Genomic DNA, 25,268 nt, shown 5'->3' with positions numbered 1-25,268 from the left:
TTCGCAAACAATTCGCAAACAATTCGCAAACAATTACAGGCTGACTTCGCCGCGCGCGAGTTCGATCACGTTACCGCCGACGCGAATCTGACGATCGGCCGTCACTTCCAGCGTCAGGCGGCACGGACGCTCGATCGCGTCACCTTGCGACACGCGCGCACGCACCGGCAGCGGATAGCCCTGCCCGATCAGCCAGCCACCCAAGTTTGCGCAGGCCGAGCCCGTACCCGGGTCTTCGCTCACGCCGCCGCCTTGCGTGGTGAAGAAGTAGCGCGCCGTCACTTCCAGCTCGCCGCCGTGATTCTCATCGATGGAAAACACATAACCCGTCTTGCGCTCGAGGCTCGAGAGCGGCCAGCGTTCCAGCCGCGCGCTGTCCGGCGTTGCACGGGCCACCGCATCGGCACTCTTCAGCGGAATCAGCAACTGATCGGCACCGGTATCGACCCACTGCGGCGATTGCGCCAGATCGTCACGCGACAGACGCACGAGCGCCGCGATGTCGGCATCGGCTTCGTGTGCCTTCTCGATCTTCGGTTCGCCATGCGACGGTGCCGTGAGCGTCCAATGATCGCCTTCGGCCTGCACCGGCACGAGACCCGCGGCGAATTGCAGCGTCACCGCGTCGCCGAGGTTACGAATCGAGCGCAGCACGTGGGCCGTGCCCAGCGTCGGGTGACCGGCAAAACGCATTTCGTAGCCGGGCGTGAAGATACGCACGTGCGCGTCAGCGGTCTCCGAGGGCAGGATAAACGTCGTCTCGGACAGATTGAACTGTCGCGCCAACGCTCGCATTTCGTCGTCGCTCATGCCTCGCGCGTCTTCGAAGACACACAGCGGATTGCCGCCGAACGTGGTTTCGGCGAAAACGTTGACGATACGAAAGGCAAAGGTGCGGCTCATGACGAATCTCCAGAGTGGGGGCGGTCAGGCTGACAGGGCCGACAGGGCCGGCGTGACTAACGAGGCCAGCAGCCTCGCAGGGCGACCGGTCTGCCATGCGAAAGAAGGCTCGTAGTCTCGCACATCGTGCGTCAACGCGCGCATCGGCCGCACGTCTTTGCCGATTTCACGCGACTTTTCGGCAAATCTCACCGCTCGACTCAGATTTATCCGGCCTTCACACGGAAATCCCGTTAATTCGCGGCACGACAATTGTCACCTAACACATGACAATCATTCGCCATTCAGGCGGATTGTAGTTCTCGTTGGGGACCCTAAAATGTGAGTCATCGAGGCAAACAACACCGCCTCTCACTGATTCGAACCGAATCGACGAACACCAAGGAGCCGAACATGCTGGACATCAGACAAGCTGCCGACCGGGGCGTTGCCAATCACGGCTGGCTCAACTCGCATCACACGTTCTCGTTCGCCAACTATTACGATCCGAAGCAAGTCGGCTTCTCCGACCTGCTCGTGATCAACGACGACCGCGTGGCCCCGGCGCAAGGCTTCGGCAAGCACCCGCACCGCGACATGGAGATCTTTTCGTACGTGCTCGAAGGCGCGCTCGAACACAAGGACACGATGGGCACGGGCTCGGTGATCGAGCCGGGTGACGTGCAGTTGATGAGTGCCGGACGCGGCGTAGCGCACAGCGAGTTCAACCACTCGCCGACGACGCCGGTGCACTTTCTGCAAATCTGGATCGTGCCGAACCAGAAAGGCATCACGCCGGAGTATCAGCAACAGCGTTTCTCGCCGGAAGAAAAGCGCGGCCGTCTGCGCTTGATCATGTCGCCGGACGGCGCCGACAACTCGCTGCACATCCATCAGGATGCGCGCGTGTACGCCGGACTGTTCGACGGTGACGAATCGGCCACGCTGGCGATTGCGCCCAACCGCTATGCCTACGTGCATGTCGCACGCGGCAGTGTGGAATTGAACGGCGTAGCGCTCGGTGAAGGCGACGGCGTGCGGGTGCGCGAAGAAACCGCGCTCACCCTCGCGAAGGGCAAGGACGCCGAAGTGCTGGTGTTCGATCTGCGCCCGGTGGAAACGCCTGACTTCTAAGGCGCAGAGGCATGACGTACGGCGATCACTCGCCGTGCGTCACGCATCACGCATCACGCATCAGGCAAAGCGGACGGTACCCACGGGGCCGTCCGCTTTCTTATGCGTCCTGTCTCCTGTCGGCGCTCATGCGGGACCGATGACGAGCGAACACGCATCACCGCGCGCATCGCGGCTCACGGTCACGCGTGAGAGTCCGACAAGACGCGGCGCCAGCGAGCGCCAGATGAAACTGCACAGGTTCTCGAGCGTGGCGGGCCCAAGCCCGGCCACATCGTCGAGCAGCCGGTGATCCAGACGCTCGCACACTTGCGCCAACGCTGCGTCGAAGACGGCGAGGTCGAGCACCATGCCCGTCTCGCCCTGCGGCTTGCCCGTCACTTCCACCGTCGCACGGTAGCTGTGCCCATGAATGCGACGGCTCGCGTCGATGCTCGGCGGATCGATGTCGCGCCGCGCCAGCGTGTGCGCCGCCTCAAACACGAAGCTGCGCGAGAGCGTGAACTGCGCGCGGTCTGCGCTGCCGTTCATGTCGTTGCTGCCGCTCACACGCCCCTTCCCCATCCCCATCCCTTTCAAGCCGCCAATCAGGCCCACACGACTCATGCAGTGCCGCCCGGTAAATCGAGCGCCAGCGCGTCCTGCGAGTCGCGCCATGCGGCGTCACCCTGCGCCAGTTCGACCACACCCAGACGGCACTCGGCGAACGCGAACTCGATGGCCGCGCGGTCCATCTCGCGGCCAATGAAGACGACTTCGTTGATGCGGTCGCCCCACGGGGCTTCCCAGTTGGCTTCGATCGCGTCGCGTTGCGGGTCGCCATGCGCCGGCCAATGGTCGGGGTCGGCGGCGGCCCACCACTGGCCGACCGCCTCCAGTGTCGCCGTGTTGCCAGCACGCGAATAAGCGAGTGCCCACGCGGGCCGATTCGCGACCCACACGTAACCCTTTGCCCGCATCAGGCCCGGCAGCGGCATACCCATGAACGCGGCAAAGCGCGCGGGGTGCAACGGCTCGCGATGGCGCAGAACGAAGCTCGTCACGCCAAAGGTGTCGGCTTCCGACGCGTGATCGCCCACGAGCGCCTGCGCCCAGCCGGCCATCTGCTCCGCGCGCTCCGGATCGAAGCGTCCCGTGCCCAACACTTCAGTCAGCGGCACCTGCCCGCGCTCGCCGAGGACGATGCGTGCCGACGGATTGAGTCCGGTGATCAGCGCTTTCACGGCTTCGAGCCGCGTCGCGTCGACGCAATCGACCTTGCTCACGACGACCACGTCGGCGAATTCGATTTGTTCGGTCAGCAGTTCTGCCAGACGGCGTTCATCCTCTTCGCCCGCGACTTCGCCGCGTTGCGCGAGCGTGTCCAGACCGTGGAAGTCTTCGAGCACGTGCAACGCGTCAACCACTGTCACCATCGTGTCGAGACGCGCGACGTCGGCGAGCGACTGTCCGGCTTCGTCACGAAACTCGAAGGTGGCCGCGACCGGCATCGGTTCGGCGATCCCCGTCGATTCGATCAGCAGATAGTCGAAGCGGCCGTCCTGTGCGAGTTCGCGCACGGCGATCAGCAGGTCTTCGCGCAACGTGCAGCAGATGCAGCCGTTGCTCATTTCGACCAGCTTTTCTTCCGTACGCGAGAGCGCAGCACCGGCGTTGGCGGCGCCACGTTCCACGAACGACGCGTCGATGTTGACTTCGCTCATGTCGTTGACGAGCACCGCGACGCGCAGGCCTTCGCGATTGCCGAGCACGTGATTGAGCAGCGTGGTCTTGCCGGCGCCGAGGAAGCCGGAGAGGACGGTGACGGGCAGACGGCGGTCGGCACTGCCGGCGGCAGTGGCGGTCAGAGGAGGTGTCATGGCGGATGGATCCTGTTTGCGTGGGGGGCGATCAATGGCTGGCAACGCCCGCTGCCTTTTGAATCTTTCACGGGCGCTGCCTGCCGCGCATGAGCGCGACGCAGCCCCGTAGGGATGCGCGCCGACGACGCTCGCGAGGGGTGTCGCCCTGCCGGAGCCTGGGAAAAGCCGGCAGGGCGTGGGCGTGACGCCGGTGGCGCGCGCCGTCGGGGGGACCGGCGCAGCGTCATGCCAGATCGAACGCGTCGGCGCGCATACGGGCGCGGCACCATCGCTTCGCAAGCTACGTGTGGCCGGTCGGACGAGCACCCCAACAGCCGGCGGTGCATCGCGTGACGGTGGTCATCGCGGGGCTGCGACGAACGGTCGCCGCAAAAATGCAATTGAGTTGCAATAAATCGCGATGATACGGAGAGATTTTCAATTTTGCAACTGAGTTGCAAATATCAGACAAGCGCCGAACGGGGCATGCCCTGCCGCGGACTGCGCGACACCGCGTCGCACCACCTGTCGCGGAACCGCCGGGCGGCTGCATCGGTCTGCAAGGTCTGCGATACTGCGCGAGCGGTGCAGGCCGCACATCGTGCGGCGCCCGATACGCCGCATTGACGCCCCCCAATTCTTTTTCGCCAAGTTCAATATGCGTATGTCCAAGACCCCTTACGTCACTTACGCCACTTCCACCACGTCAATCACTCGCGCCCCGGGCGCCCGACGCAATCCGTTGCGCCGCGCCACGCGAGCGCTTGCCCTCGTTGCCGCCATCGGCTTGGCAGGGCTTTCGCAAGGCGCATGGGCCCACGCGCATCCGGTATCGAGCGAGCCTGCCGCGCAGGCCACGGTCGACGCGCCCAAGTCGGCCCGCGTGACGTTCGACTCGGCCCTCGAAGGCGCGCTCTCGAAGCTCACCGTCGTCGATGCGAAAGGCAAGCCGGTCACCGAGGCGAAGGCCGAACTCGACGCCGCCCGCAAGACGCTCACGCTGGCGTTGCCGGCGCTCGCCGCCGGCGACTATCAGGCGAACTGGGTCGCCGTGGCCAACGACGGCCATCGCACGCAAGGCAGCTTCAAGTTCACCGTGAAGTGATGCCGTCCGATCTCGCAGCAGGCACGTGGCAGCCGGCAACCGCCGGTCTGCTCAACCTTGCGCTGGCGTTGGCGCTTGGCGTGTTGCTGCTGCGCAGCCCGCACGCAGTGCGACGCGGGCTGACCCTGCGCGTGCTGCCGGGGTTTGCTGCCGGACTCGCGGTGATTGCGTGGGTCGCCTATGTGCTGGCGAGTACGCAGGCGATGACGGGCGGCGATTGGGACAGCTCGTCCGCCATGCTCGCCGACGTATGGCTGGTGCTCACGCAATCGCATTACGGACGCATGCAATGGGTCGCGGCGCTGGGCGTCGCGCTGCTCTGCGCAGGCGCGTGGACGTGGTACGACGCACGACGTCGTCTGCGCGACGCGCCACCCGTCGCGGACGATCCGCGCGACCGCCATCATCGCCGCGAGCATCAACAGGAGCGTCACGCACGCACCATCTACGCGGCCGGTGCCGTGTTGCTGGCGCTGGCCCGGGCAGGCACCGGGCATGCCGCCGACGCATCCATGCCGTGGCTTGCCATCGGCGTTCACACACTTCACGTGGGCGCGGCCGCCACATGGACCGGCGTGCTGCTGGTCGCGGGCTGCGTCATTCCGGGCTGGCGGCATTGGCCGGTCGGCGCGAGAGCCGCCTACGGCGAGCGCCTGTCGTCGGTGGCCACATTGGCGATGTTCGTCGCGCTCGTCACGGGCGCATTCAACGCGTGGCGCACGCTGGGTGAGACGCCCTCTATGTGGTTTTCAGCACAGAACGCGCCGTATCTCGCGTGGCTGATCACCAAGCTCGTGCTCGTCGCCTGCGCTGCCGTGCTGGGTGCATGGAACCGCTGGCACTTTCTGCCGCGTCTGGCGCTCGATACCGGCGAGACGCATCTGGACACCACGGCCTTCGCCCGCGTGATCGCCGTCGAAGCGCTCGTGCTGGTGATGGTCATGAGCTTCGCGGCCAAGCTTGGCACGACCATGCCACCGGGCGTCTGACCCGCGCCAGTACTGGGTCGAATTCAATAGCAAGAAGCGGAGCGCGGCATCGCGGCCGGCTCCCTACACTGAAGGCAAGTCATCAGTCATTGGGAGAACACTGCGATGTGTGCCAATCAAGTGAGTACCAAGCCTTCAGTCCGTCAGGCCAGCCCTGCGCGCGCCGGTCACACGGCGGATAGCGCGAATAACGTGAAGCACGCGAATACTGCGCGCCAGTCCCCGGCACCGGCCGGTACGACGACACCTGCCGCGCGTTATGCGACCGACGCCGCCAAATGGGCTGCCGTCACAACGCGTGACAAAGAAGCCGACGGCGCATTCTTCTATTCCGTGCGCACGACCGGCGTGTATTGCCGTCCATCGTGCGGGGCACGTCTGGCGCTGCGCGAGAACGTGGCGTTTCACGCCGATATGGCCGAAGCCGAGCGCGCGGGCTTCCGTCCGTGCAAGCGATGCAAGCCGGATCAAGGCACGCTCGATGCGCGCCACGCCGAACTGATCACCGCCGCGTGCCGCCGCATTGACACGTCCGAAGTTGCGCCGCGTCTGGAAGACCTCGCCGCCGAGGCCGGTCTCAGCCCGCATTACTTCCATCGCCTGTTTCGCGCCGTGACCGGTGTGACGCCACGGGCCTACGCTAATGGCCGCCGCGCCGAGCGCGTGCGCGATGCCTTGCCCGCCGCTGGCAGCGTGACATCGGCGTTCTACGACGCCGGCTTCAACTCAAATGGCCGTTTCTATGAGAACGCCAGTGCGTTGCTCGGCATGAAGCCGGCCGCATTCCGTGCAGGCGGCCAAGCGGAAACGATTCGCTTTGCCGTGGCGCAGTGTTCCCTTGGTGCGTTGCTGGTCGCCGCGACGCCGCGTGGCTTGTGCGCGATCTCGCTGGGCGACGATCCGGAAACCCTCGTGCACGAACTGCAGGATCGTTTCCCGAAGGCAGAACTCACGGGCGCCGATGCCGAATTCGAGCGCTGGGTCGCCCAAGTGGTCGGGTTTGTCGAGTCGCCGCGCGTCGGGTTGTCGCTGCCGCTGGACGTGCGGGGCACCGCCTTCCAGCAGCGGGTCTGGCAGGCGTTGCGCGATGTGCCCGCGGGCAAGGTCGCGAGCTATTCCGAGATTGCCGAGCGCATCGGCGCGCCGCGTGCCGTGCGGGCCGTCGCACAGGCCTGCGCATCGAACACGCTGGCGGTGGCGATTCCGTGCCATCGGATCGTACGTCATGACGGCGGGCTGTCGGGATATCGCTGGGGCGTGGAGCGCAAGCGCGCGCTGCTCGCGCACGAACAGGCCGAGATGGCTGGCGCGGCTGGCACGTCCGCAAAGGGGAAGCTATGACCGCGCGTGAACCGGTAGGCCGGGTGCAGACGCTCGATTGGCAAGCGATCGAAGGCGAGCTCAATGGCTTCGGTGCCGCACGGGTGCCGAATCTGTTGAGTGCAGAGGAATGCGCAGCGATCACTGAAATGTATGGCGAGACCGACGGCCGCCCGAGCATTACGCCAACGTCATCGCGCTTTCGTAGCCGGGTGGTGATGGCGCGTCATGGTTTCGGGCTGGGGGAATATCAATACTTCGCGTACCCGCTGCCATCGCTCGTTGCCGAATTGCGCGAGGGGTTTTACGCGCCGTTGCGCGAAATCGCGCATCGCTGGCACGCCTCGCTTGGCATCGACGTTCGTTATCCGCCGACACATGCGGCGTTTCTCGAACAATGTCACGCAGCGGGTCAGCGCCGCCCGACGCCGCTCCTGCTGCGATATCGCACCGGCGACTACAATTGCCTGCATCAGGACCTCTATGGGGAACATGTGTTCCCGTTGCAGGTGGCCATTCTGCTTTCGCAGCCGGGCGAAGATTTCACTGGCGGCGAATTCGTGCTGACGGAACAGCGTCCGCGAATGCAATCGCGCGCCGAAGTGATGCCGTTGATGCGCGGCGATGCGGTGGTATTCGCCGTGAACCATCGCCCGGTGAACGGGACACGCGGGGTATATCGCGTGAATCTTCGGCACGGTGTGAGCCGCCTGCGCAGTGGTCACCGGCACACGCTGGGCCTGATTCTGCACGACGCCACATGACACTCGATCTCTTCGCCCACACCAATGATTCGCCAGATTCACGTGCGACGCAAAACGTGCAGGCCGATGAACTCGGCCCCGGCGCGTTCGTCCTGCGCGGCTATGCGGGGGCGAGCCTTGGTGCGTTGCAAGGCGATATCGATGGGGTGATTGCACAGGCACCGTTGCGCCACTGGCTCACGCCGGGCGGCAAACGCATGTCGGTCGCCATGACCAACTGCGGCGAAGTGGGCTGGATCAGTGACCGGATGGGTTACCGCTACGGCACCCGCGATCCGCTCTCGGGAAACGCGTGGCCGTCCATGCCGGCGTCGTTCGTGAGACTGGCACAGGAGGCGGCAAGCGCCGCCGGATACGCCGGCTTCGCGCCTGACGCCTGTCTGATCAATCGCTACACGCTGGACGCACGTCTCACGCTGCATCAGGACAAGGACGAACGCGAGCTGGGCGCACCGATCGTGTCGGTTTCACTCGGCTTGCCAGCGGTATTTCTATGGGGTGGATTGCAGCGCGGCGACCGCACGCGAAAGGTGCGGCTTGAACCGGGGGATGTCGTCGTGTGGGGCGGTCCGTCGCGGCTCGTCTATCACGGTATCGCCAGCGTGGAAGGCAGCTTCGACGCCAACGCGGTGCGTTTCAATCTGACTTTCCGCAAGGCACGCTGACGTCAGCGGTCAGCGGCAACGGTCATTTTCGGCCGTGCCAAAGACTTCGAGCGAGAACGTCACCGCCCTCGCTCGATATCCAATCCACGATAAATCCGTCGTGACTGCGTCTCGGATCAGTACCCGATGGTGAAACGCGCGCGCGGGTGCTGATTCTTTTCGAGTTCATCGACCAGCGCGATGGCGTAGTCTTCCATCGAAATCCAGCTCTTGCCGTTGGCGTCGACCAGCAGGCCATCGCCGCCCAGACGGAACTTGCCCGTGCGCTCACCCGGTTCGAACAGGGCCGACGGCGACAGGAACGTCCAGTTCAGCGACGCGTCTTTCGGCTCGGCGCGCAGCACGTTCAGGAAGTCGCGACCCGCGCTGGCTTCCGCTTTGTACGCCTCAGGGAACTCTGGTGTATCGATCAGTGCCTTGCCCGGCGCAACTTCCAAACTTCCAGCCCCCCCCACCACGAGCAGACGCGGTACACCTGCGCGCTTCACGGCGTCGATCAGCTTCGCTGCGTCCATCGATACAAAGCGACCGGCGCTGATCACCGCGTCGTTGCCTGCAAGCAGCGGCGCGAGCGATGCCGGATCCGCAGCATCACCCTTCACGACACGCAGCCCTGCCTCGGCTTCAACGCGTTCGGGATTGCGGGCAATACCCGTGACCGTGTGGCCACGTTGCAGTAACTCGGTAGCTACACGCGTACCTACGCGGCCGGTAATACCAATCAATGCGACTTTCATCGGGAGTCTCCTGAGAGTGAGGGGGATTTCGGCGGCAGTGGTGTCATCGGCAGACACCACTGCCGCAGCAGAATCAGATAGCGCAGCCGTCGGGGCCGCATTGCGGGGGCGAATCGGCGTCGTTGTTGGCGGCATTCACGCCACCCGGTGCGTTGGCCTGCACCGCTTGCGCCGCGAGCAGGCGCTCACGCAATGCGTCGCGCCATGCGTCGGGTTTGCCGAGATAGCGCCCGGGTTCAAGCCGTTCAAGTTGGCCGTTAATTTCCAGCGCAAACGTCGGGAAGCCGCTGCCGCCGACGCGCGTCAGCCACGAACGGCTTTCGCGAAAGTGGCGCATGAGCGCGGCATCGTCCTGTGCATCGAAGGCGGCGGCAAAGGCCTCGCGATCGAGACCGAGTCCGGCAGCGATATCGATGAGCACGTCGCGGTCTGCGATGCGCTTGCCTTCGACGTAATGCGCCCGTTGCAAGGCGGCAAACATGTCGAGACCGCGCCCGGCAAGTGCCTCGGCGGCCAGCACGGCAGCCGTCGGCGGTGCCGAGTCGAATACGGCGCTGTCGTCTCGCAACAGGCCTTCGAAATAGGCATCGCCAAACGGCTGCCCGGTGAGCGCGGCGATGCGATGGTCGTGCGGCATGACGTAGTTGCGCAGTTGCGGTGTCACCGCCTGCGCATTGGGCCCGGCCATCATGCCGCCGCCGTGCAGGGCGATGTCGAGACCGGCGACGTCACGGGCAGCGCGCACCAGCGGTGCAGCGGCGTAGCACCAGCCGCACAGCGGATCGGCAATGTAATGCAAACGGGCTTGGGTCATATCGGGGTGTCCTTGAGAACGGGGGAACGGTGGCATTGGCGCTCCCGCTTGCGTGCGTCGTCGTTCGACGCGTTCCATGAGTGACATCGTAGACGCGCCAATCGCTCAGAAAAAGCCCATAATGACGATCACTTTGTTGCATCGATCGAGCAAATCATGGATCGGCTGACAGCCATGCGTGTCTTTACCGAAGTGGCCGAGCGCGGCTCGCTCACGGCGGCGTCGCAGCGGCTCGACATGTCGCGTGCGATGGTGTCGCGTTATCTGGCGGAACTGGAGGCGTGGCTCGGCACGCGGTTGTTGCATCGCACGACGCGGGCGGTGAGTCTCACCGAGGCGGGGCTCGACGCGCTGCCCCGGTGCCGCGAGATGCTGGGCATCGCCGACGATCTTGCCAGCGTGTCGCACGACGACACGACCCCTCGCGGTTTGTTGCGGGTGGCTTGCAGCACGTCGCTCGGGCAGGCGTTTCTGGCGGCGGCGGTCACGCGCTTCATTGCGCGGCATCCAGGTGTGGCCATTGACCTTGTGGTGGCCGACCGCACCGTGGATCTGGTCGATGAGCGTATCGATCTGGCGATTCGTGTGACCTCAGAGCCGGCGCCGGGATTAATCGTGCGGCGTCTCGCAACCTGCCATTCCGTGGTGTGCGCGGCACCGGCGTATCTGCAACAGCACGGCACGCCCTCGCGCGCCGAAGATCTGGCGTTGCATAACTGTTTGACGTACACGTATTTCGGCAAGAGTCTATGGCAGTTCACGCATGACGGCACACCGCTGGGCGTGCCCGTCGGCGGCAATCTGTCGGCCAATGAGGCAAACGTACTGCTCTCGGCGACGCTGGCCGGTGCCGGCATCGGCATGCAGCCGGTGTATGCGGCGTTGCCGTATCTGCGCGACGGCACGTTGCAAGCGCTATTGCCCGATTACGTGCCACGGGAAATGACCGTGTACGGCGTCTACACCTCACGCAAGCAGATGCCGAGCGCACTGCGTGCCCTGCTTGACGATCTGGTTGAGCAATTCAGGACAGGGTTGTTTGAGGATAGTGGGTACGTTGCGCCTCGGCCTGCGACGCGCAACCTCTGAATCAACTCGGGCGCCCCGCGTCAATCCATGTTTGCGTCATATGCGGCGTCAGGTAATAGCGTGCGCAGTTAAAAGGCCCGAGCTCCGACAACTCCTCCTCGAGAATCGGCACAAAGGTTTGGCACGCGCCCGTCGTGAGACTGAGGGCCGATACCGCATCCGACACCGTGGCGCCCGCCCGGACGATGCGATCGATTGCGACGGTCAATTGCGCGCGAAAATTCACACGTTCCAAATCCGGTGAATCATCCGAGAGGGCCGCGGTTGCGTACTTCGTCAACGATCTGCGGTAAGTTCGTTCGAACAGCCGCACCGCGAGCGATATGTCACGGAACTCGTACACGCCGATCATGGCTTGCGCGTATTCCATCGGATCAACATCAAGAAATGACAGTGGCGCGCAGTTCTTGAGCATCAACGGCACATTGGCCGCGAGGCGACTCGTTCGCTTGTTGCCGTCTTCGAACGGTTGCAGATACGGTAACTGCACCCAGAGGAAAAATGCCGCCTCGATAGGATTTCGGATGTCTGCCGCCTTCGTCACGATCTGCGTGAACATTTCGTCGAGCACGCAAGGCGTCTGCTCCGGCTGGAAGCGCGTATCCGTAATACCAACAGGCCGGCACCGGATGGTACCGAGGGCGCTCCGGTTTGAGAGCAGATCCCGCATGAGCAACGCGTGCAGGTTGCGCAGCAAGCTCGTGGTTAGCCCCTCGTGTGGCACGGCATCCACCAGAAACTCAATCGCGCGTTTGTGATTGAGCAACATCACCGCATCGCGATCCCCATCGATGGTTTTTTCGCGAAATAGCGCTTCGGTTTCCAGCAGGCTATAGCGATTACCTTCCAGTCGCGACGACGACCACGACAGATCGATCAGCAATTCCTCCAGCACACGCCGTGCAAATGTCCCCGCCGGCTGACGGCCGGGAAGCCGTCCTGCGCCAAACAATCCGCGCGCCAACTCCGCGGGCAACAGTGCTGTTTGATTGGGGATGTAGCTGTCGACGAAATCCCGCAGGTAGCCCACCGCAGTGCGCGTCGAGAGCGGTGCCTCCAATCGACGGCGCAACACCGCCGCCGGTGACGTGTCGGCCCACACCGCCTCGGTGTCGGTCGCACCGGACGCATCAAGCAGCGGACTGACGTCGTGCGTCAAATGCGGTTCGCAAACGACGCTGCCTGCCGCCTCGCTCACCACGACATATCGCGGGGCCTCGCCGCCCCCAAGCCGAACCACATCGCCCCCTGCCCACAAACGGCCGAGTGCATCGCGTACGGTTTCAAGGCCGACCGTCGTCGCGTCGGCAAGTTGTTCTGAGGTCGACATCTCCTGCCCTTCCATCGATCGCTCGCGCATGACGCGAAGCAAGCGAACATCGAACGGCAGGTCGGACCGCAGGCGGGTACTCAGTAGGGAAGTCATTGGCGGGATGGCAGCATGCCCCGAACGTGAATCCGGGGATTTTGGGGAAGTCAGAGATACGGAGAATCGGGACACTTTCGAAGTGCAACGGCTCATTGTAGAAATCACAATGCCTGCGTGGCACATCCCGCCAAAACAATCGGAATTTCCCCGTCGCACCCCGCCGCACCTGGTCCGCCCCAGCCACTTCCGCCCGCTCACCGGCAAGTGCCTTTGTTTCGTCACTGAATTGTCACAATCGACGCGTAAAAACGTCGTCTGCCTCGCCCGCCCGGGCAGGGTGACGACCTGACTCGTACGTCGTACCCTTGCCGACCGTCTGCGGGCGCCAACGCGCGCACCCAAGCCCGACACGTCACACAAGGACATCATGACGCACGACGCCACGCCCCAGCCGCACGACCCCGCCCTCGACAGCCAGGACGACAATCCGTCTGACCCGTCGCGTCGCCGCATTCTGCAAGGCCTGGCCGCCATCGGCGCCGCCGGTGCCGCAGGCGCCACCACCGCCCTCACGGGCTGCGCCGCAGAAGGCGGTGCCGGTGCCCCGACCGTCGTCGCGCCCGGCGGCACGTTCGATGCCCAACTCAAGGCCAGCATCAAGACTGTGGTCGTGATCTACCTCGAGAACCGCAGCTTCAACAACCTGTTCGCCGACTTCCCCGGCGTCGAGAAGCCGCTCGCGAAGGTACCCGCCTCCGCCTACACGCAGATCGATCGCGACGGCAAGACGCCGATGTCGCTGCTCCCGCCGTTCTTCGATGGCCTTGTGCCCAAGGCCCAGACCATCGGCGGCAAGAAGTACCACATCACCGAAAAAGACATCCCGCGCCAGCCGAACGCCCCGTTCATGCTCAAGGACGCCGAAGGCAAGCTGTTGCCGGAATCGGTCATCACGCGCGACCTCTGGCACGTGTTCTGGCAGAACCAGATGCAGATCGCCGACGGCACGAACAATCAGTTCGCCGCCTGGGCCGACTCCGGTGGCCTCGTCATGGGCTACTACGGCGAGACCGCCAAGACGCTCAACATGTACAAGATCGCGCAGCAGTACACGATGTGCGACAACTTCTTCATGGCGGCCTTCGGCGGTTCGTTCCTGAATCACCAGTTCCTGATCACCGGCCGCCCGCCGGTGTACCCGAACGCCGCACAAAGCCCGGCCAAGGACAAGATCGCCGTACTCGCCGACGGCCCGCAAGGCGTGCGTCTGGCCGTACATGCAGAGTCGCCGGCTTCCGCTGCCGACGGCAAGCCGAAGTTCGTGCGCGACGGTGCCATCACGCCCGACAACTTCGCCGTGAACACGATGATGCCGCCGTATCAGCCGTCGCCGGTGAAGCCGTCGGCCAGTGGCGACAAACACCTCGCCGATCCGTCGAACCCGAGCACGCTGCCGCCGCAAAACTTCGCCACCATCGGCGACCTGCTCTCGTCGAAGGGCGTCTCGTGGGCCTGGTATGCGGGCGCATGGCAAGCCGCGCTCGATCACAAGGGCGGCCCGGATACGCCGAACTTCCAGTACCACCACCAGCCGTTCAACTACTTCGCCCAGTTCGCACCCGGCACTGCCGCGCGTGACGAACACTTGCGCGACGGCGGCCTCGGCGATGGCCCGATCTCGAACAAGTTCATTGCCGACGCCATCGCGGGCAAGCTGCCCGCCGTGACGTTCTATAAGCCGCAAGGCAACCTGAACCAGCACGCCGGTTATTCGGACGTGGAATCGGGCGACCAGCACGTGGCGAACATCCTCGCCCACCTGATGAAGTCGCCGCAGTGGCAGAACATGATGGTCGTGATCACGTACGACGAAAACGGCGGCTGGTGGGATCACGTCGCCCCGCCCAAGGGCGACCGCTGGGGCCCGGGCTCGCGCATTCCGGCACTCGTCGTGTCGCCGTTCGCCAAGCGCGGCAACGTCGATCACACGTTCTACGACACCACCTCGGTGCTGCGCTTCATCACGCGTCTGTATGACCTGCCCACGCTCGAAGGCATCGCGTATCGCAATGCCGCCTTCGCAGCACGTGGCGCCATGCCGCCGGGCGATCTGACGAAGACACTCTCGTTCGCGTAATGCCTGTGAAGCGACGGCGCTGTCAACGTCAGCCGCGTTGCTGAACCGCCGGACGCAGTAGCAATAAAAGAGGGGCACCGACTCGCGTGGGTGCCCCTCTTCTTTTGTCATCTCAATGGTGCGGAATAGCGCTCAGCCGGACTCGGCGAAACGCCACGCATCTGCGCCCATCGGCACCGCAGCGTCAGTCGGTTCCGTCCAGTTCGTCGGAACGCAACAGCAACTTGTCGAGCAATCGCTCGTACACGCGCATCTCCTCGTCGGTGAGCGCTTCGAACAAGTGTTCGTAGTGCTCGCGCGCCGCACCGATCACCACGCGCCACACCGCCTCACCTTCCGGCGTCAGCGTGACCTTCACCGCCCGGCCATCGGATTCATCCGGCGCGCGCCTGACCAGCCCGCGCGACACCAGCCCATCGGCACCGCGGCTCGCCTGACTCTTGTCCAGATTCGCACGCCGCGCCAGCTCCGAGTTCGATAGCGCGCCCGCCGAACCTACCGCCGCCAACACGCGCGACTCGGCCAGACTCAGTTGCGCCGCATCCGCGTACGACTGCGCAATGCGCTTGTCGTGCTGCTTCATCAAGCGGTGCATCTTGTACGTCAGGAACTGATCGAGGGTCTTGTGAACAGGCCGCATTTCAGTGTTTTCCCCTAGTCGAAATGAGACGATATTTGGTTGCGGGCGCAACCTTAGCACACTAGAATGGTTGCGTTAGCAACTAAATACGCAAAGGCCAGATTGGCCTTTCCTGCGCGCTTGCGCCGGCCGCCTCTGCGCTGACACGAGACGGACAATGGCGAGCGCGCCGAGCCGTTTTTCGGGTGTCGCATCATGCATCGACCAGAGACTTCCCCGCGCGCGTCGCTTTATCACGCGTACCGCGTCCATCCTCACTTTTTCCCGCGGGGTGAGCCGCCCGAAGTGCCTGTTGCCATCGTCGGCGGCGGCCCGATCGGCATGGTCACGGCGCTGGCGCTCGCGCGTCACGGCGTGCGCTGCGTGGTGCTGCAAGCCGAGCAACAAGTCTCCGAAGGCAGCCGTGCGATCGTCTTTACGCGCCGCTCGCAGGAAATTCTGCAAGCCGTCGGTGTCGCCGATGCCGTGGTCGCCAAGGGCCTGCCGTGGACGAGTGGCAATTCGTTCTATCGCGGCCAGCGCGTGTTCCGCATGGAATCGCCCGTCAGCGAGGACGATCGATTCGCCCCGCTCATCAACTTGCAACAGAACGTGCTCGAGAGCTATCTGGTGGAGGCTATCGAGCGCGAGCCGCTCGTCGAGATTCGTTGGGGGAACAAGCTTGTCGGCGTAACACAGGACGAGCAGGGCGCGCAGGAAAGCGGCCACGTCACGCTGCAAATCGACACGCCCGACGGTGAATACACGCAACACGCGCAGTGGCTCGTGGCAGCGGATGGCGCGCGCTCGACGGTGCGCACCGCTCTGGGTCTGCGCTTCGAGGGAGCGAGCTACGAAGGGCGTTTCGTGATCGCGGACATCCGCATCGATCTCGATCTGCCGACCGAGCGCCTCGCCTATTTCGCGCCGGACTGGAACCCGGGCAACACGGTGCTGATGCATCGCGAGCCCGACGGCATCTGGCGGGTGGACTATCAGTTGCCCGCATCGGAAACCTCGGAACACGCGCTGCAACCGGAGACGATCCGCGAGCGCATCAACGCGCAGCTCGACATGATGGGGCTGGGCGGCAAGCCGTGGGAACTCGACTGGTGCTCGGTGTATTCCGCACGCGCACTTACGCTGCCCGACTACGTGCACGGACGCATTCTCTTCGCGGGCGATGCCGCTCACCTGCTGCCGATCTTCGGTGTGCGTGGCGCGAACACCGGCTTTCAGGACGCCATCGATCTGGCATGGAAACTGGCTGCGGTGGCCAAAGGCGTCGCGCCGTCGGCATTGCTCGCGTCGTACACGCACGACCGCGTGGGCGCCGCGCGCGAGATCATCGCCGAAGCAGGGAAGAGCACGCGTTTCATGACGCCGCCATCGCATGGTTTCCGCCTGCTGCGCGATGCCGTTCTCGACCTGTCGCTTGACCATGCATTCGTGCGGCCGCTGTTCCACTGGCGCACGTCGCGTGCGCACGACTATCGCGACTCGCCGTTGAACAGTCCAAGCGATGACAACGCTTGCATGAGCGCCGGTCCGAGCGTCGGTGCGCCCGCACCGAACGTGAAGCTCAGCGCGAACGACTATCTCTACGATCGTCTCGGCGCCGCCTTCCATCTCGTGACCTTCGGCGACGCGCCGCTCGACCCCGACTTGCGCGAAACCGTCGCGACGTGGCGCGAACGCGGTGTGCCGGTGACGGTGATCGCGTTCGCCGACAAGCAAACTTCGGTGGCCGGTGCAGATATCACGTTGCCCGATCCGGCCGGCCATGCGTTCGAAAGGTACGGTGCCGAGCACGGCACGGCCTATCTCGTGCGTCCCGATCACCACATCTGCGCACGCTGGCAGACACTCGACACCACGCGTCTTGCCGATGCGCTCGCGCACGCGACGGCTTGCGTCTGAACCGAGTGGCGTGCAGCACGCGTTGCTGCATTTCACTCACTACGTAATTTTGGGGAAGCCCCTGTCATGACCGCACAACCCACCACCATCGCCGGGCTTGAGGAGATTTACGACACTCTCGCACTGGCCATCGATGCCGCCCCCGAAGACCGGCGCGAACTGCTGCTCGCCAAACTCGCCTTGCTGCTGGCCAACGACGTCGGCGACCCACAGCGCGTGATCGAACTCATCGGCGAAGCCGCACGCACCTGATCGATTCTTTCGGCGCCTGCCCTCGACGGCAGGCCCGCTTTCCTTACACCGCCACACGACAAGTCAAGGCGGGGCGCGTTGGAGAAGACACTTATCATGAGCCGCACGACCCCTGCCGCCAGCCTCGCTGGCGGCATTGCTACACCTGTACCCTCTGCATCGCACGCCGACGCACCCAGCGCCGCCATGGAGCAAGCCGTCGTGCGCAAAGTCTCGCGACGCCTGCTCGGCTTCCTGTTCGTGCTGTTCCTGTTTTCGTTTCTCGATCGCATCAACGTCGGCTTTGCCGCGCTCACGATGAGTCAGGACCTCGGGCTCACGAGCACCATGTTCGGCATGGCGTCGACGGTCTTCTATCTCACCTATGTGCTGTGCGGTGTGCCAAGCAACCTGATGCTCGTGAAGTTCGGCGCACGGCGCTGGATCGGTGCCATCCTGATCGCGTGGGGACTCGCCTCAAGTGCCACGATGTTCGCGCACGATGCCACCAGCCTCTACCTGATTCGCGCCATCGTCGGCATTACCGAAGCGGGCTTTCTGCCGGGCATGCTGCTGTACATGGGCGACTGGTTTCCCTCGGCGGCACGGGCACGCGCAAACGCGTGGTTCATGATCGCGATGCCGGTCACCTCGGCAATCGGTGCCGCGGCGTCCGGCTATCTCTTGCGGCTCGACGGTGTGGCAGGCCTCGCCGGCTGGCAATGGCTCTTCGTGCTCGAAGGGTTGCCGACGGTGTTGCTGGGCTTCGCCACGTGGTGGTACCTCGATGACAAACCGGCGGACGCGCGTTGGCTTTCCACCGCCGAAAAGCGCACGCTCGACGGCATGATTGCGCGCGACCGTGAAGCGGCGATTGCCGTCGCACAGCAGGCTGGCAATCGTCGCGCCGCGACACAGACGGGCAGTGTCTGGCGCGCCATCCTGACGCCTACGGTGGCGAAGTTTGCACTCGGTTACTTCTGTCTGGTGAACACGCTCTCGCTCGCATCGCTGTGGATTCCGCAGATCGTGAAGAGCTTCGGCACCACGAGCAGCAATGTCACCATCGGCCTGCTCGCCGCCATTCCCTCGCTTTGCACCATCGCCGGCATGATCTGGTGGGGACGCCGCTCCGATCGCCTGCAAGAGCGCCGCTGGCATCTCGTGCTGCCCATGCTCTTCTCGGCGGCGGGCTGGGTCGTCACGTGTTTCGCCCCTGAGGCGTCGATGCGTCTCGCCGGGGTTGCCATGGCATCGACCGGGGCATACACCGCGATGGCGATCTTCTGGACGGTGCCTGATCGCAGCCTCACGCCGCAAACGCGCGCGCTCGGGCTCGCCGTCATCAACGCCGTGGGCAATCTTGGATCGGCACTGAGCCCGATCGTTGTGGGCGTGCTCAAGGACTGGACGCACTCGTTCACGTCGGGGCTGCTATTTGCCGCCGCGAGCCTGCTAGTAGGGATTGCCGTGTTGTGGTTTGCGCCGCTGGGACAGCCCCGGCGGCAATCCGCGCCATAATGCGTTACCTCTTCGCCCACAGGGAACCCATTCATGTCACCGACTTCCGCAGTGGCCGTTCAAGGATCGACCCTCGTCGTTCTCATCGACGCCGATAACGCCGCGCCCGCCATCGTCGAAGGTCTGCTCACTGAAGTGGCCAAGTACGGCGTGGCGAGTGTGAAACGCATCTACGGCGACTGGACCAAACCGAATCTCGACGGCTGGAAGAAGTGCCTGCTCGAATATTCGATTCAGCCGATCCAGCAGTTTCGCTACACGGTCGGCAAGAACGCGACCGACAGCGCGATGATCATCGACGCGATGGACTTGCTCTACACCGGGCGCTTCGACGGTTTTTGTCTCGTATCGAGCGACAGCGACTTCACACGGCTGGCCTCGCGCATTCGCGAACAAGGGCTGATCGTGTACGGCTTTGGCGAGCGCAAGACACCGCAGCCGTTCGTCACCGCTTGCGACAAGTTCATCTACACCGAACTGCTGCGGCAAGATCACGAGCGCGACGATGACGACGAAGAAGCGCCCGCGCGGCGTAATAAGCGTCGCAGCGCCGCCGAACTCAAGCGCGATGCGCGCCTCGTGCGACTGCTGCGCAACGCCGTAACGGACGTCTCGGATGAGGACGGCTGGGCCAGCTTGGGCTCCATCGGCAGCCATGTCGCCAAGCAGGCACCGGACTTCGATTCGCGCAACTACGGGTTCGGCAAGCTCAGCGATCTCGTCTCGACCATCGGCCTGTTCGATGTGGAGCAACGCGCAGGCACCGGCGGCAAACAAGGCATCTGGGTGCGGCTCAAGCCAATCAAGCCGCGCCGTGGCACGGCAAAGCGCGGCGAGGCGTGATCGATACGACAGCGCGTCGCAAATATTTTTCAGAAATTTTCGCCAAAGACTTGCCACCTTCAGAAATTGACCCTATACTCGCGGTCTTTCTAGGCTCGTAGCTCAGCTGGTTAGAGCACCACCTTGACATGGTGGGGGTCGTTGGTTCGAGTCCAATCGAGCCTACCAACGAACAAAAGCACAAGGCGTCCCGCGTTTTTCGCGTGACGCCTTTTGTTTTTTCCGCTGTGCCTTTTCACTTTGTCGCCGTCCCCGATGTCCCACCGCTTCGCTGTCCTCTGCGCGTGACGTGACAAGGGAAGAGCGCGTCCACTCGCGTTACAAAACGACACATCCCCGACAGACTCGTTGCACCTGCCACGCCGTGTGCTCGCTACACTTGCCTCAACGATTCGACGACAGGCAGCACAGCGCCACGTGCGAATCGATCCGACTCACCGCAAGCGCTCGCCTCATCTCGCAACGACACACCGTCACCGATTCGCGGGCGCCACTGGAGGACATCATGAAACGCTTTCTCATCATCGCTGCCCTTGGCGTTGCCGCCGCTGCCGCATCAGGTGCCGCATCGGCTCACGTGGACGTCGGCGTCTATCTCGGCGTGCCGGCACCGGTTTATGCGGCGCCGCAGCCGGTCTACGTGGCACCACAGCCGGTGTACGTGCAGCCGCGCCCTGTGTATATCGAACCGCGCCCGGTTGTCTACTACGGCCGTGATCGCTGGGACGACTGGCGCGAACGCCGCTGGGACGATCGTCATGACCGCGGCTGGCATCGCGGCTGGCGCCGTGACTGATCGCGCCGTTCGCGATTAGCACCTCCGACTCAATTGGCGCGACAAGCATCTAACGCATGACGCCCAAGCATCTGATACCGCGATCGAATCGTACGATTCACACGATTCGCGCGACATGAACGAAGCGGCCCGCCGGTTGGCGTCGGCGGGCTTTTTAGCGGAAAGCGGCTCTGTCGCTTTCCGCCTTCTTTTGTCTGCCGTCCGAATATCGTTTCGCTGTCCGGCTTCGCGACGACCTCACACCATCGGCACGTCGCGCAATTCCTTCTTCATCCATTCGACGAATGCACGCGTGCGCGAGGGCAGCAACCGTGCATGCGGATAGACGATGCTGACCGGACGTGCTGGCCCTTCGTAGTCCGTGAGTACGCGCTTCAGGCGGCCATCGGCCAGTGGCCCGACGACCTGATAGGACAAGAAGCTGCCGTAGCCGAGTCCGCCGATGCACGCCTCGATCGCGGCCAGTCCGTGGTTGACCTCCAGATTGCCGTCGACCGGCACCGCAAACTCGCGGCCACTTTCGCCCTTCTCTCCCTTCTCTCCTTTTTCCCAGAATCGCCACTGCGCGTAACCGACACCGTAGGCACGAATACAGTTCTTGCCGATCAGGTCGCGCGGATGCGTGACCTCCCCCTGCTCAGCCAGACACGCCGGGCTGGCGACCACCACACGCCGGATGGCACCGATGTTTTGTGCGATCAGTGTGGAGTCATCGAGCGGTGAGATACGGATGCCCACGTCGATTCCCTCTTCCCACAAATTCACCACGCGGTCGTTGAGCAACAACCGGCATTTGATGGCGGGATACGCCCGCAGGAAGCGATGCAAGGCGGGCGCGACATGCAACTGTCCGAAGAGCACCGGCGCGGTGACCACGAGCGTGCCGGTCGGCGCTTCGTGACGCTCGGCCAGACGCGCCTCGGCCTCGTGCAACTCGCTCAGGATTCGACGACAAGTGTCCAGATAGGCGTGGCCTTCTTCGGTCAGCGCCTGACGGCGTGTGGTGCGGTTGAGCAATCGCACGTCGAGCGACGTTTCGAGCGCCGCCAGCGTGCGCACCACCGCCGGTAATGAGGAATCGAGCGCGCGCGCCGCCGCGCTCAGGCTGCCCTGATCCACGATGGCGACGAAGGTCTGCATGGCACGAAGTTTATCCATGGGAAGTCACATTACTCCACTTATCGGAGCAGTCAAATCAGTTCTTCGCCATTTATCCAGAATTCAATACGAATAACAATGCAGATGTCGAATGCGCGAATGGCGCGCCGGTCACAAAAGCGCGGCGCCAGCGCTCACCGAACCCGCAACTTCACCGGAGCTTTCTCATGACTGCATCAGCCGCTTCATCGCCCGCTTCCCGCCCAACGCCCAACCGCCCGATCCGGCTGTATCGCTTCGCCCTCTCGGGGCACTGTCATCGCGTCGAGCTGATGCTGCACCTGCTGAACCTGCCGTTTGAGGTGGTCGATGTGGATCTCCCGGGCAAAGAACATTTGCAGCCGCCGTTTCTCGCCATCAATCCGTTCGGCCAAGTGCCGGCGATTGACGACGACGGCGTGATTCTCAGCGATTCGAACGCCATTCTGGTGTATCTCGCGTCGCGTTATGACCCGGCCGGTACATGGTTGCCGCGCGACCCGGCGGCGGCCGCCAACGTGCAGCGCTGGCTGTCGATTGCCGCCGGCGATCTGGCCTTCGGTGCGGCTGCGGCACGAATTGTGGTGGCGTTCAAGCGCCCCGGTGACACCGTGGACATGATCCAGCGCGCCAATCAGCTGCTCACGCGTATGGAAGCGCATCTGACGGCACCGGGGGCGAGCGCATTCCTCGCCAGCACCACGCCCACGATTGCCGATCTGGCCTGCTACGCGTATCTCGCGCACGCACCGGAAGGGAATGTGACGCTTGCGCCCTATCCGGCGGTACGGGCATGGCTTGAGCGCGTCGCCGCATTGCCGGGGTTCGTGCCGATGGCATCGCTGCCGTGCGGTCTGAACGCGGCCGCGTAAAACAAATGTGAGGCGATCATGAACGACGTCCGCCATGCCCCCGTTGACTGGGAAAATCTGCTACCCGCGCCACTGCCGATGCTGAGCCCCGACTCACCGTTCCATGCGGGCGAAGCGGTCGTGCAAACACTCGCTGGCTCGCGTGAGGCGATGGCGGAAATCGGTCCCAAAGTGATCCGTACGGCGATGCCCGAGCAGCATCGCCAGTTCTTTCCGCAGTTGCCGTTTTTGGTGATCGGTGGATTGGATCATGCTGCGCAGCCGTGGGCCACGTTGCTCAGCGGTACACCGGGTTTCGTCCACTCACCGGACCCGACCGTGCTGCGCGTGGATACGCTGCCGCCACCGACCGATCCGCTCTACGGCACGATGACGCCCGGCGCCCCCGTGGGGGTGCTCGGACTCGAGCCGTCGACACGGCGTCGCAATCGCATCAATGGGCCGGTCGTAGAAAGTGATGCGCGGGGTTTTGCCGTGCGTGTGGCACAGAGCTTCGGCAACTGCCCGCAGTACATCCGCAAGCGCGAGATCACGCCGGATGCGCATGTTGCGCCGCCCGAAGCCGAGACGCCACAGACTGCGCTCGACGACGACGCGCAGTGGCAAATCGCCAGCGCGGAAACCTTCTTCGTCGCGTCGTACTACGCGGGCGAAAGCGCGACCTCGCGCAGCGCCGGCGCCGACGTGTCGCATCGCGGCGGCAAGCCCGGGTTCGTGCGCGTCGACGATGCGCACACGCTGACGTGGCCCGATTTTCGCGGCAACGCGTTTTTCAACACACTGGGCAATCTGCTTGTGAACCCGCGCGTCGGGTTGCTCTTCGTCGACTTCGCCACGGGTGATTTTCTGCACGTCGCGGGCGATGCCGAAATTCTTTGGCATGACGAAACACAGAGCGGCTTTGCCGGTGCTTTGCGACTGGTGCGAGTTCACGTGCGGGAGGTGCGTCGCGTGCGCGGCGCGTTGCCCGTAGCATGGCGCGATGGCGAGACCTCGCCGAGTGTTGAACGCACGGGCGACTGGCAAGTGGCGTGAGTGTCGGCCGCACGCCGACCGACTTGCCGCCAGCGAACGTGCCGTGTAAAGTGTGTGCACGCCCGTCGAGTGACGGGCCAATTTTTCATCACCTTATTTTCTCCATGACTGGTCACGCGTCCATCCGCCTTGCCGTCTCACCGCCGTTGCGCGGTGCCGGCTCGCGCCTGCGAGGACGCTTTGCAGCAGTCGCCCCTCCCCCGCCTGCCGGCGTGGCACCGCCCGACACCGTCGTCGCGGCTGTCGCCAGTGTCGTGGCCGTGGTGACCGACGTCACCGTGGTCTGACGCCACCGGACGTCGTTCGGATGTTTGACATCCGCAGCGCTACGTCCTGATTCGATTCCGAATTCTGTTCCACCTGTTGGGTCGTCTCGCCATGACGACAGCGTTGCCTCGTGCGCACTTCAACGTTCGCCTCGGCACGCATGTCATGGCAATACGCCACAGGCCGAACTACCTGCGTAGGGGAAAGCACAATGCAAGTCGATGGTCTCTGGTTGCGCCGGCATGGCACAACGATGTTGTTCGTCCTGTTGTGGAGCGGCGGCGCACTCGCCGCTAAATGGGGGCTGACGCACGCGTCGGCATTCGCGTTTCTGGTGATACGTCTCGGTGTGGCGCTGGCAGCGCTCACGTTGCTCGCGATCACACGGCGTCAGTGGTGGCCAGCACGCGGCACGCGCTGGCGTGTTGCAGGTACCGGGGTGCTGCTTATCGGCGGCTATCAGGCGGCGTATCTGCTGGCCCTCGCGCACGGCATCACACCCGGCGCGCTCGCCACGGTGCTCGGTGTGCAGCCGATCCTCACGCTCGTGGCGCTGGAACGATCGCACAGCGCCCAACGCCTCGTGGGTCTGGCGCTAGCGCTAGGCGGTCTGGCACTCGTCGTGGCGCAGAGTCTGATGTCGGCGCGGCTGTCGGCGGCGGGGTCGATATGGGCGCTCACCGCACTCGCCTGCATGACGCTCGGCACGATTGCGCAAAAAGGCTCCCGGCAGACGCCGCTCGACGTGCTGCCCCTTCAGTACGCCGTCGGGTTGGCACTCGCCGTGCTGGTCGCGCCGACACAGCCGTGGCACTTCGATAACTCGACCGGTTTCTGGTTGCCGCTGCTCTATATGGGTGTGGTGATCTCGGTTGGCGCGACGTTGTTGCTCTACCGGATGATCGCGGCCGGCAACCTCGTCACCGTGACCAGCCTGTTCTATCTCGTCCCCGTGGTTACCGCGCTGCTCGACTGGGGCATCTTCGGGCATCAACCAACCCTGCTCGCCGTCGGCGGCACGGCGGCGATTCTGCTCGGGCTGCGACTGGCGCTGCGGTAAGACGCCAAAACGCCTCGGGACAGGCCATACGACTCGGTTAAGATTGTCGGCTCTGAGGTGACAATGACTCAGCTTCGCTGCGCGTTGTCACCTAACCCTTCCTAAGACTGGAATTTGACGG

At 64.1% G+C, this 25,268-nt stretch carries 24 protein-coding genes, 1 tRNA gene and 1 pseudogene; 18 read left to right on the top strand and 8 right to left on the bottom strand.

Going from position 1 to position 25,268, the window contains the following annotated elements:
* Nucleotides 1–33 precede the first annotated feature (33 nt).
* Nucleotides 34–903: a PhzF family phenazine biosynthesis protein gene (locus AT302_RS01950; protein WP_058376970.1), complete on the bottom strand. Its 870-nt coding sequence runs from the start codon at nt 901–903 to the stop codon at nt 34–36.
* Nucleotides 904–1,296: 393 nt separating this feature from the next.
* Here AT302_RS01950 and AT302_RS01945 point away from each other — a divergent pair, with 393 nt between their 5' ends.
* On the top strand, nt 1,297–2,016 hold the full coding sequence (locus AT302_RS01945; protein WP_058376969.1) for a pirin family protein: 720 nt from the start codon (nt 1,297–1,299) through the stop codon (nt 2,014–2,016).
* Nucleotides 2,017–2,142: 126 nt separating this feature from the next.
* Here the strand turns inward: AT302_RS01945 and AT302_RS01940 are convergent, their stop codons facing one another.
* Complete coding sequence (locus tag AT302_RS01940) at nt 2,143–2,622, bottom strand: 6-pyruvoyl trahydropterin synthase family protein (RefSeq protein ID WP_322788726.1); 480 nt, start codon at nt 2,620–2,622, stop codon at nt 2,143–2,145.
* The gene (locus AT302_RS01935; RefSeq protein WP_058376968.1) at nt 2,619–3,875 is read right to left on the bottom strand and encodes a GTP-binding protein; all 1,257 of its coding nucleotides are present in this window, start codon (nt 3,873–3,875) and stop codon (nt 2,619–2,621) included. The genes AT302_RS01940 and AT302_RS01935 overlap by 4 nt, the downstream gene beginning before the upstream one ends.
* A gap of 646 nt (nt 3,876–4,521) precedes the next feature.
* Here AT302_RS01935 and AT302_RS01925 point away from each other — a divergent pair.
* The 5 genes from AT302_RS01925 to alkB all read left to right on the top strand — a co-directional run bounded on the left by AT302_RS01925 (nt 4,522) and on the right by alkB (nt 8,700).
* The gene (locus AT302_RS01925; protein ID WP_084656507.1) at nt 4,522–4,962 is read left to right on the top strand and encodes a copper resistance CopC family protein; all 441 of its coding nucleotides are present in this window, start codon (nt 4,522–4,524) and stop codon (nt 4,960–4,962) included.
* Entirely contained in the window at nt 4,962–5,951 is a 990-nt protein-coding gene (locus tag AT302_RS01920) for a copper resistance D family protein (RefSeq protein WP_058376965.1), read from the top strand. The genes AT302_RS01925 and AT302_RS01920 overlap by 1 nt, the downstream gene beginning before the upstream one ends.
* A gap of 105 nt (nt 5,952–6,056) precedes the next feature.
* Nucleotides 6,057–7,292, top strand: a complete 1,236-nt coding sequence (gene ada / locus AT302_RS01915) for a bifunctional DNA-binding transcriptional regulator/O6-methylguanine-DNA methyltransferase Ada (RefSeq protein WP_084655977.1) — start codon at nt 6,057–6,059, stop codon at nt 7,290–7,292.
* Entirely contained in the window at nt 7,289–8,035 is a 747-nt protein-coding gene (locus AT302_RS01910) for a 2OG-Fe(II) oxygenase (protein WP_058376964.1), read from the top strand. The genes ada and AT302_RS01910 overlap by 4 nt, the downstream gene beginning before the upstream one ends.
* A complete protein-coding gene (gene alkB, locus AT302_RS01905) occupies nt 8,032–8,700 on the top strand; it encodes a DNA oxidative demethylase AlkB (RefSeq protein WP_058376963.1) in 669 nt (222 codons plus the stop codon). Before AT302_RS01910 ends, alkB begins: the two co-directional genes overlap by 4 nt.
* A gap of 116 nt (nt 8,701–8,816) precedes the next feature.
* Here alkB and AT302_RS01900 read toward each other — a convergent pair whose 3' ends face one another.
* Together AT302_RS01900 and AT302_RS01895 are read right to left on the bottom strand one after the other, a co-directional pair.
* Complete coding sequence (locus AT302_RS01900; protein WP_058376962.1) at nt 8,817–9,437, bottom strand: NAD(P)-dependent oxidoreductase; 621 nt, start codon at nt 9,435–9,437, stop codon at nt 8,817–8,819.
* Nucleotides 9,438–9,510: 73 nt separating this feature from the next.
* Nucleotides 9,511–10,251, bottom strand: coding sequence for a DsbA family protein (locus tag AT302_RS01895; protein ID WP_058376961.1), 741 nt, complete (start codon nt 10,249–10,251; stop codon nt 9,511–9,513).
* 156 nt (nt 10,252–10,407) lie between these two features.
* Here AT302_RS01895 and AT302_RS01890 point away from each other — a divergent pair, with 156 nt between their 5' ends.
* Nucleotides 10,408–11,340, top strand: a complete 933-nt coding sequence (locus AT302_RS01890; protein WP_058376960.1) for a LysR family transcriptional regulator — start codon at nt 10,408–10,410, stop codon at nt 11,338–11,340.
* 1 nt (nt 11,341) lies between these two features.
* Here AT302_RS01890 and AT302_RS01885 read toward each other — a convergent pair whose 3' ends face one another.
* A complete protein-coding gene (locus AT302_RS01885) occupies nt 11,342–12,967 on the bottom strand; it encodes a Fic family protein (RefSeq protein WP_237172151.1) in 1,626 nt (541 codons plus the stop codon).
* 169 nt (nt 12,968–13,136) lie between these two features.
* On the opposite strand from AT302_RS01885, the gene AT302_RS01880 reads away from it, so the two are divergent.
* On the top strand, nt 13,137–14,846 hold the full coding sequence (locus tag AT302_RS01880; protein ID WP_058376959.1) for an acid phosphatase: 1,710 nt from the start codon (nt 13,137–13,139) through the stop codon (nt 14,844–14,846).
* A gap of 184 nt (nt 14,847–15,030) precedes the next feature.
* Here AT302_RS01880 and AT302_RS01875 read toward each other — a convergent pair whose 3' ends face one another.
* A complete protein-coding gene (locus AT302_RS01875; protein WP_058376958.1) occupies nt 15,031–15,486 on the bottom strand; it encodes a MarR family winged helix-turn-helix transcriptional regulator in 456 nt (151 codons plus the stop codon).
* Between the two features lie 195 nt (nt 15,487–15,681).
* On the opposite strand from AT302_RS01875, the gene AT302_RS01870 reads away from it, so the two are divergent.
* The 6 genes and pseudogenes from AT302_RS01870 (at nt 15,682) to AT302_RS01845 (ending at nt 20,776) form a co-directional block, all read left to right on the top strand.
* Complete coding sequence (locus tag AT302_RS01870) at nt 15,682–17,385, top strand: FAD-dependent monooxygenase (RefSeq protein WP_058376957.1); 1,704 nt, start codon at nt 15,682–15,684, stop codon at nt 17,383–17,385.
* A 66-nt stretch (nt 17,386–17,451) separates the two neighbouring features.
* The gene (locus AT302_RS01865; RefSeq protein ID WP_058376956.1) at nt 17,452–17,637 is read left to right on the top strand and encodes a hypothetical protein; all 186 of its coding nucleotides are present in this window, start codon (nt 17,452–17,454) and stop codon (nt 17,635–17,637) included.
* Between the two features lie 96 nt (nt 17,638–17,733).
* Nucleotides 17,734–19,137, top strand: coding sequence for an MFS transporter (locus AT302_RS01860; protein ID WP_058376955.1), 1,404 nt, complete (start codon nt 17,734–17,736; stop codon nt 19,135–19,137).
* A 33-nt stretch (nt 19,138–19,170) separates the two neighbouring features.
* Nucleotides 19,171–19,935: pseudogene (locus AT302_RS01855) on the top strand (NYN domain-containing protein); the annotation flags it as partial.
* Nucleotides 19,936–20,071: 136 nt separating this feature from the next.
* A tRNA-Val gene (locus tag AT302_RS01850) sits at nt 20,072–20,148 on the top strand.
* Nucleotides 20,149–20,485: 337 nt separating this feature from the next.
* Nucleotides 20,486–20,776 (top strand): PXPV repeat protein, encoded by a 291-nt coding sequence (locus AT302_RS01845; RefSeq protein WP_058376953.1) that lies wholly within the window; start codon nt 20,486–20,488, stop codon nt 20,774–20,776.
* A 237-nt stretch (nt 20,777–21,013) separates the two neighbouring features.
* Here AT302_RS01845 and AT302_RS01840 read toward each other — a convergent pair whose 3' ends face one another.
* On the bottom strand, nt 21,014–21,934 hold the full coding sequence (locus tag AT302_RS01840) for a LysR family transcriptional regulator (protein WP_058376952.1): 921 nt from the start codon (nt 21,932–21,934) through the stop codon (nt 21,014–21,016).
* A 167-nt stretch (nt 21,935–22,101) separates the two neighbouring features.
* On the opposite strand from AT302_RS01840, the gene AT302_RS01835 reads away from it, so the two are divergent.
* The 4 genes from AT302_RS01835 (at nt 22,102) to AT302_RS01820 (ending at nt 25,147) form a co-directional block, all read left to right on the top strand.
* Entirely contained in the window at nt 22,102–22,785 is a 684-nt protein-coding gene (locus AT302_RS01835) for a glutathione S-transferase family protein (protein ID WP_058376951.1), read from the top strand.
* 78 nt (nt 22,786–22,863) lie between these two features.
* Nucleotides 22,864–23,820 carry a pyridoxamine 5'-phosphate oxidase family protein gene (locus AT302_RS01830; protein ID WP_058380030.1) on the top strand — a complete coding sequence of 319 codons (957 nt, stop codon included), beginning with the start codon at nt 22,864–22,866 and terminating at the stop codon, nt 23,818–23,820.
* A gap of 104 nt (nt 23,821–23,924) precedes the next feature.
* Nucleotides 23,925–24,107 (top strand): hypothetical protein, encoded by a 183-nt coding sequence (locus AT302_RS01825; RefSeq protein ID WP_058376950.1) that lies wholly within the window; start codon nt 23,925–23,927, stop codon nt 24,105–24,107.
* A gap of 191 nt (nt 24,108–24,298) precedes the next feature.
* Nucleotides 24,299–25,147 carry a DMT family transporter gene (locus tag AT302_RS01820; protein WP_058376949.1) on the top strand — a complete coding sequence of 283 codons (849 nt, stop codon included), beginning with the start codon at nt 24,299–24,301 and terminating at the stop codon, nt 25,145–25,147.
* Nucleotides 25,148–25,268: the final 121 nt, after the last annotated feature.

The sequence above is a fragment of the Pandoraea norimbergensis genome, assembly GCF_001465545.3.
In the GTDB taxonomy this organism is placed as follows: Bacteria; Pseudomonadota; Gammaproteobacteria; order Burkholderiales; family Burkholderiaceae; genus Pandoraea; species Pandoraea norimbergensis.
Note: the sequence above shows the minus strand (reverse complement) of the source record. Positions and strands in the feature narration are given on the sequence as shown.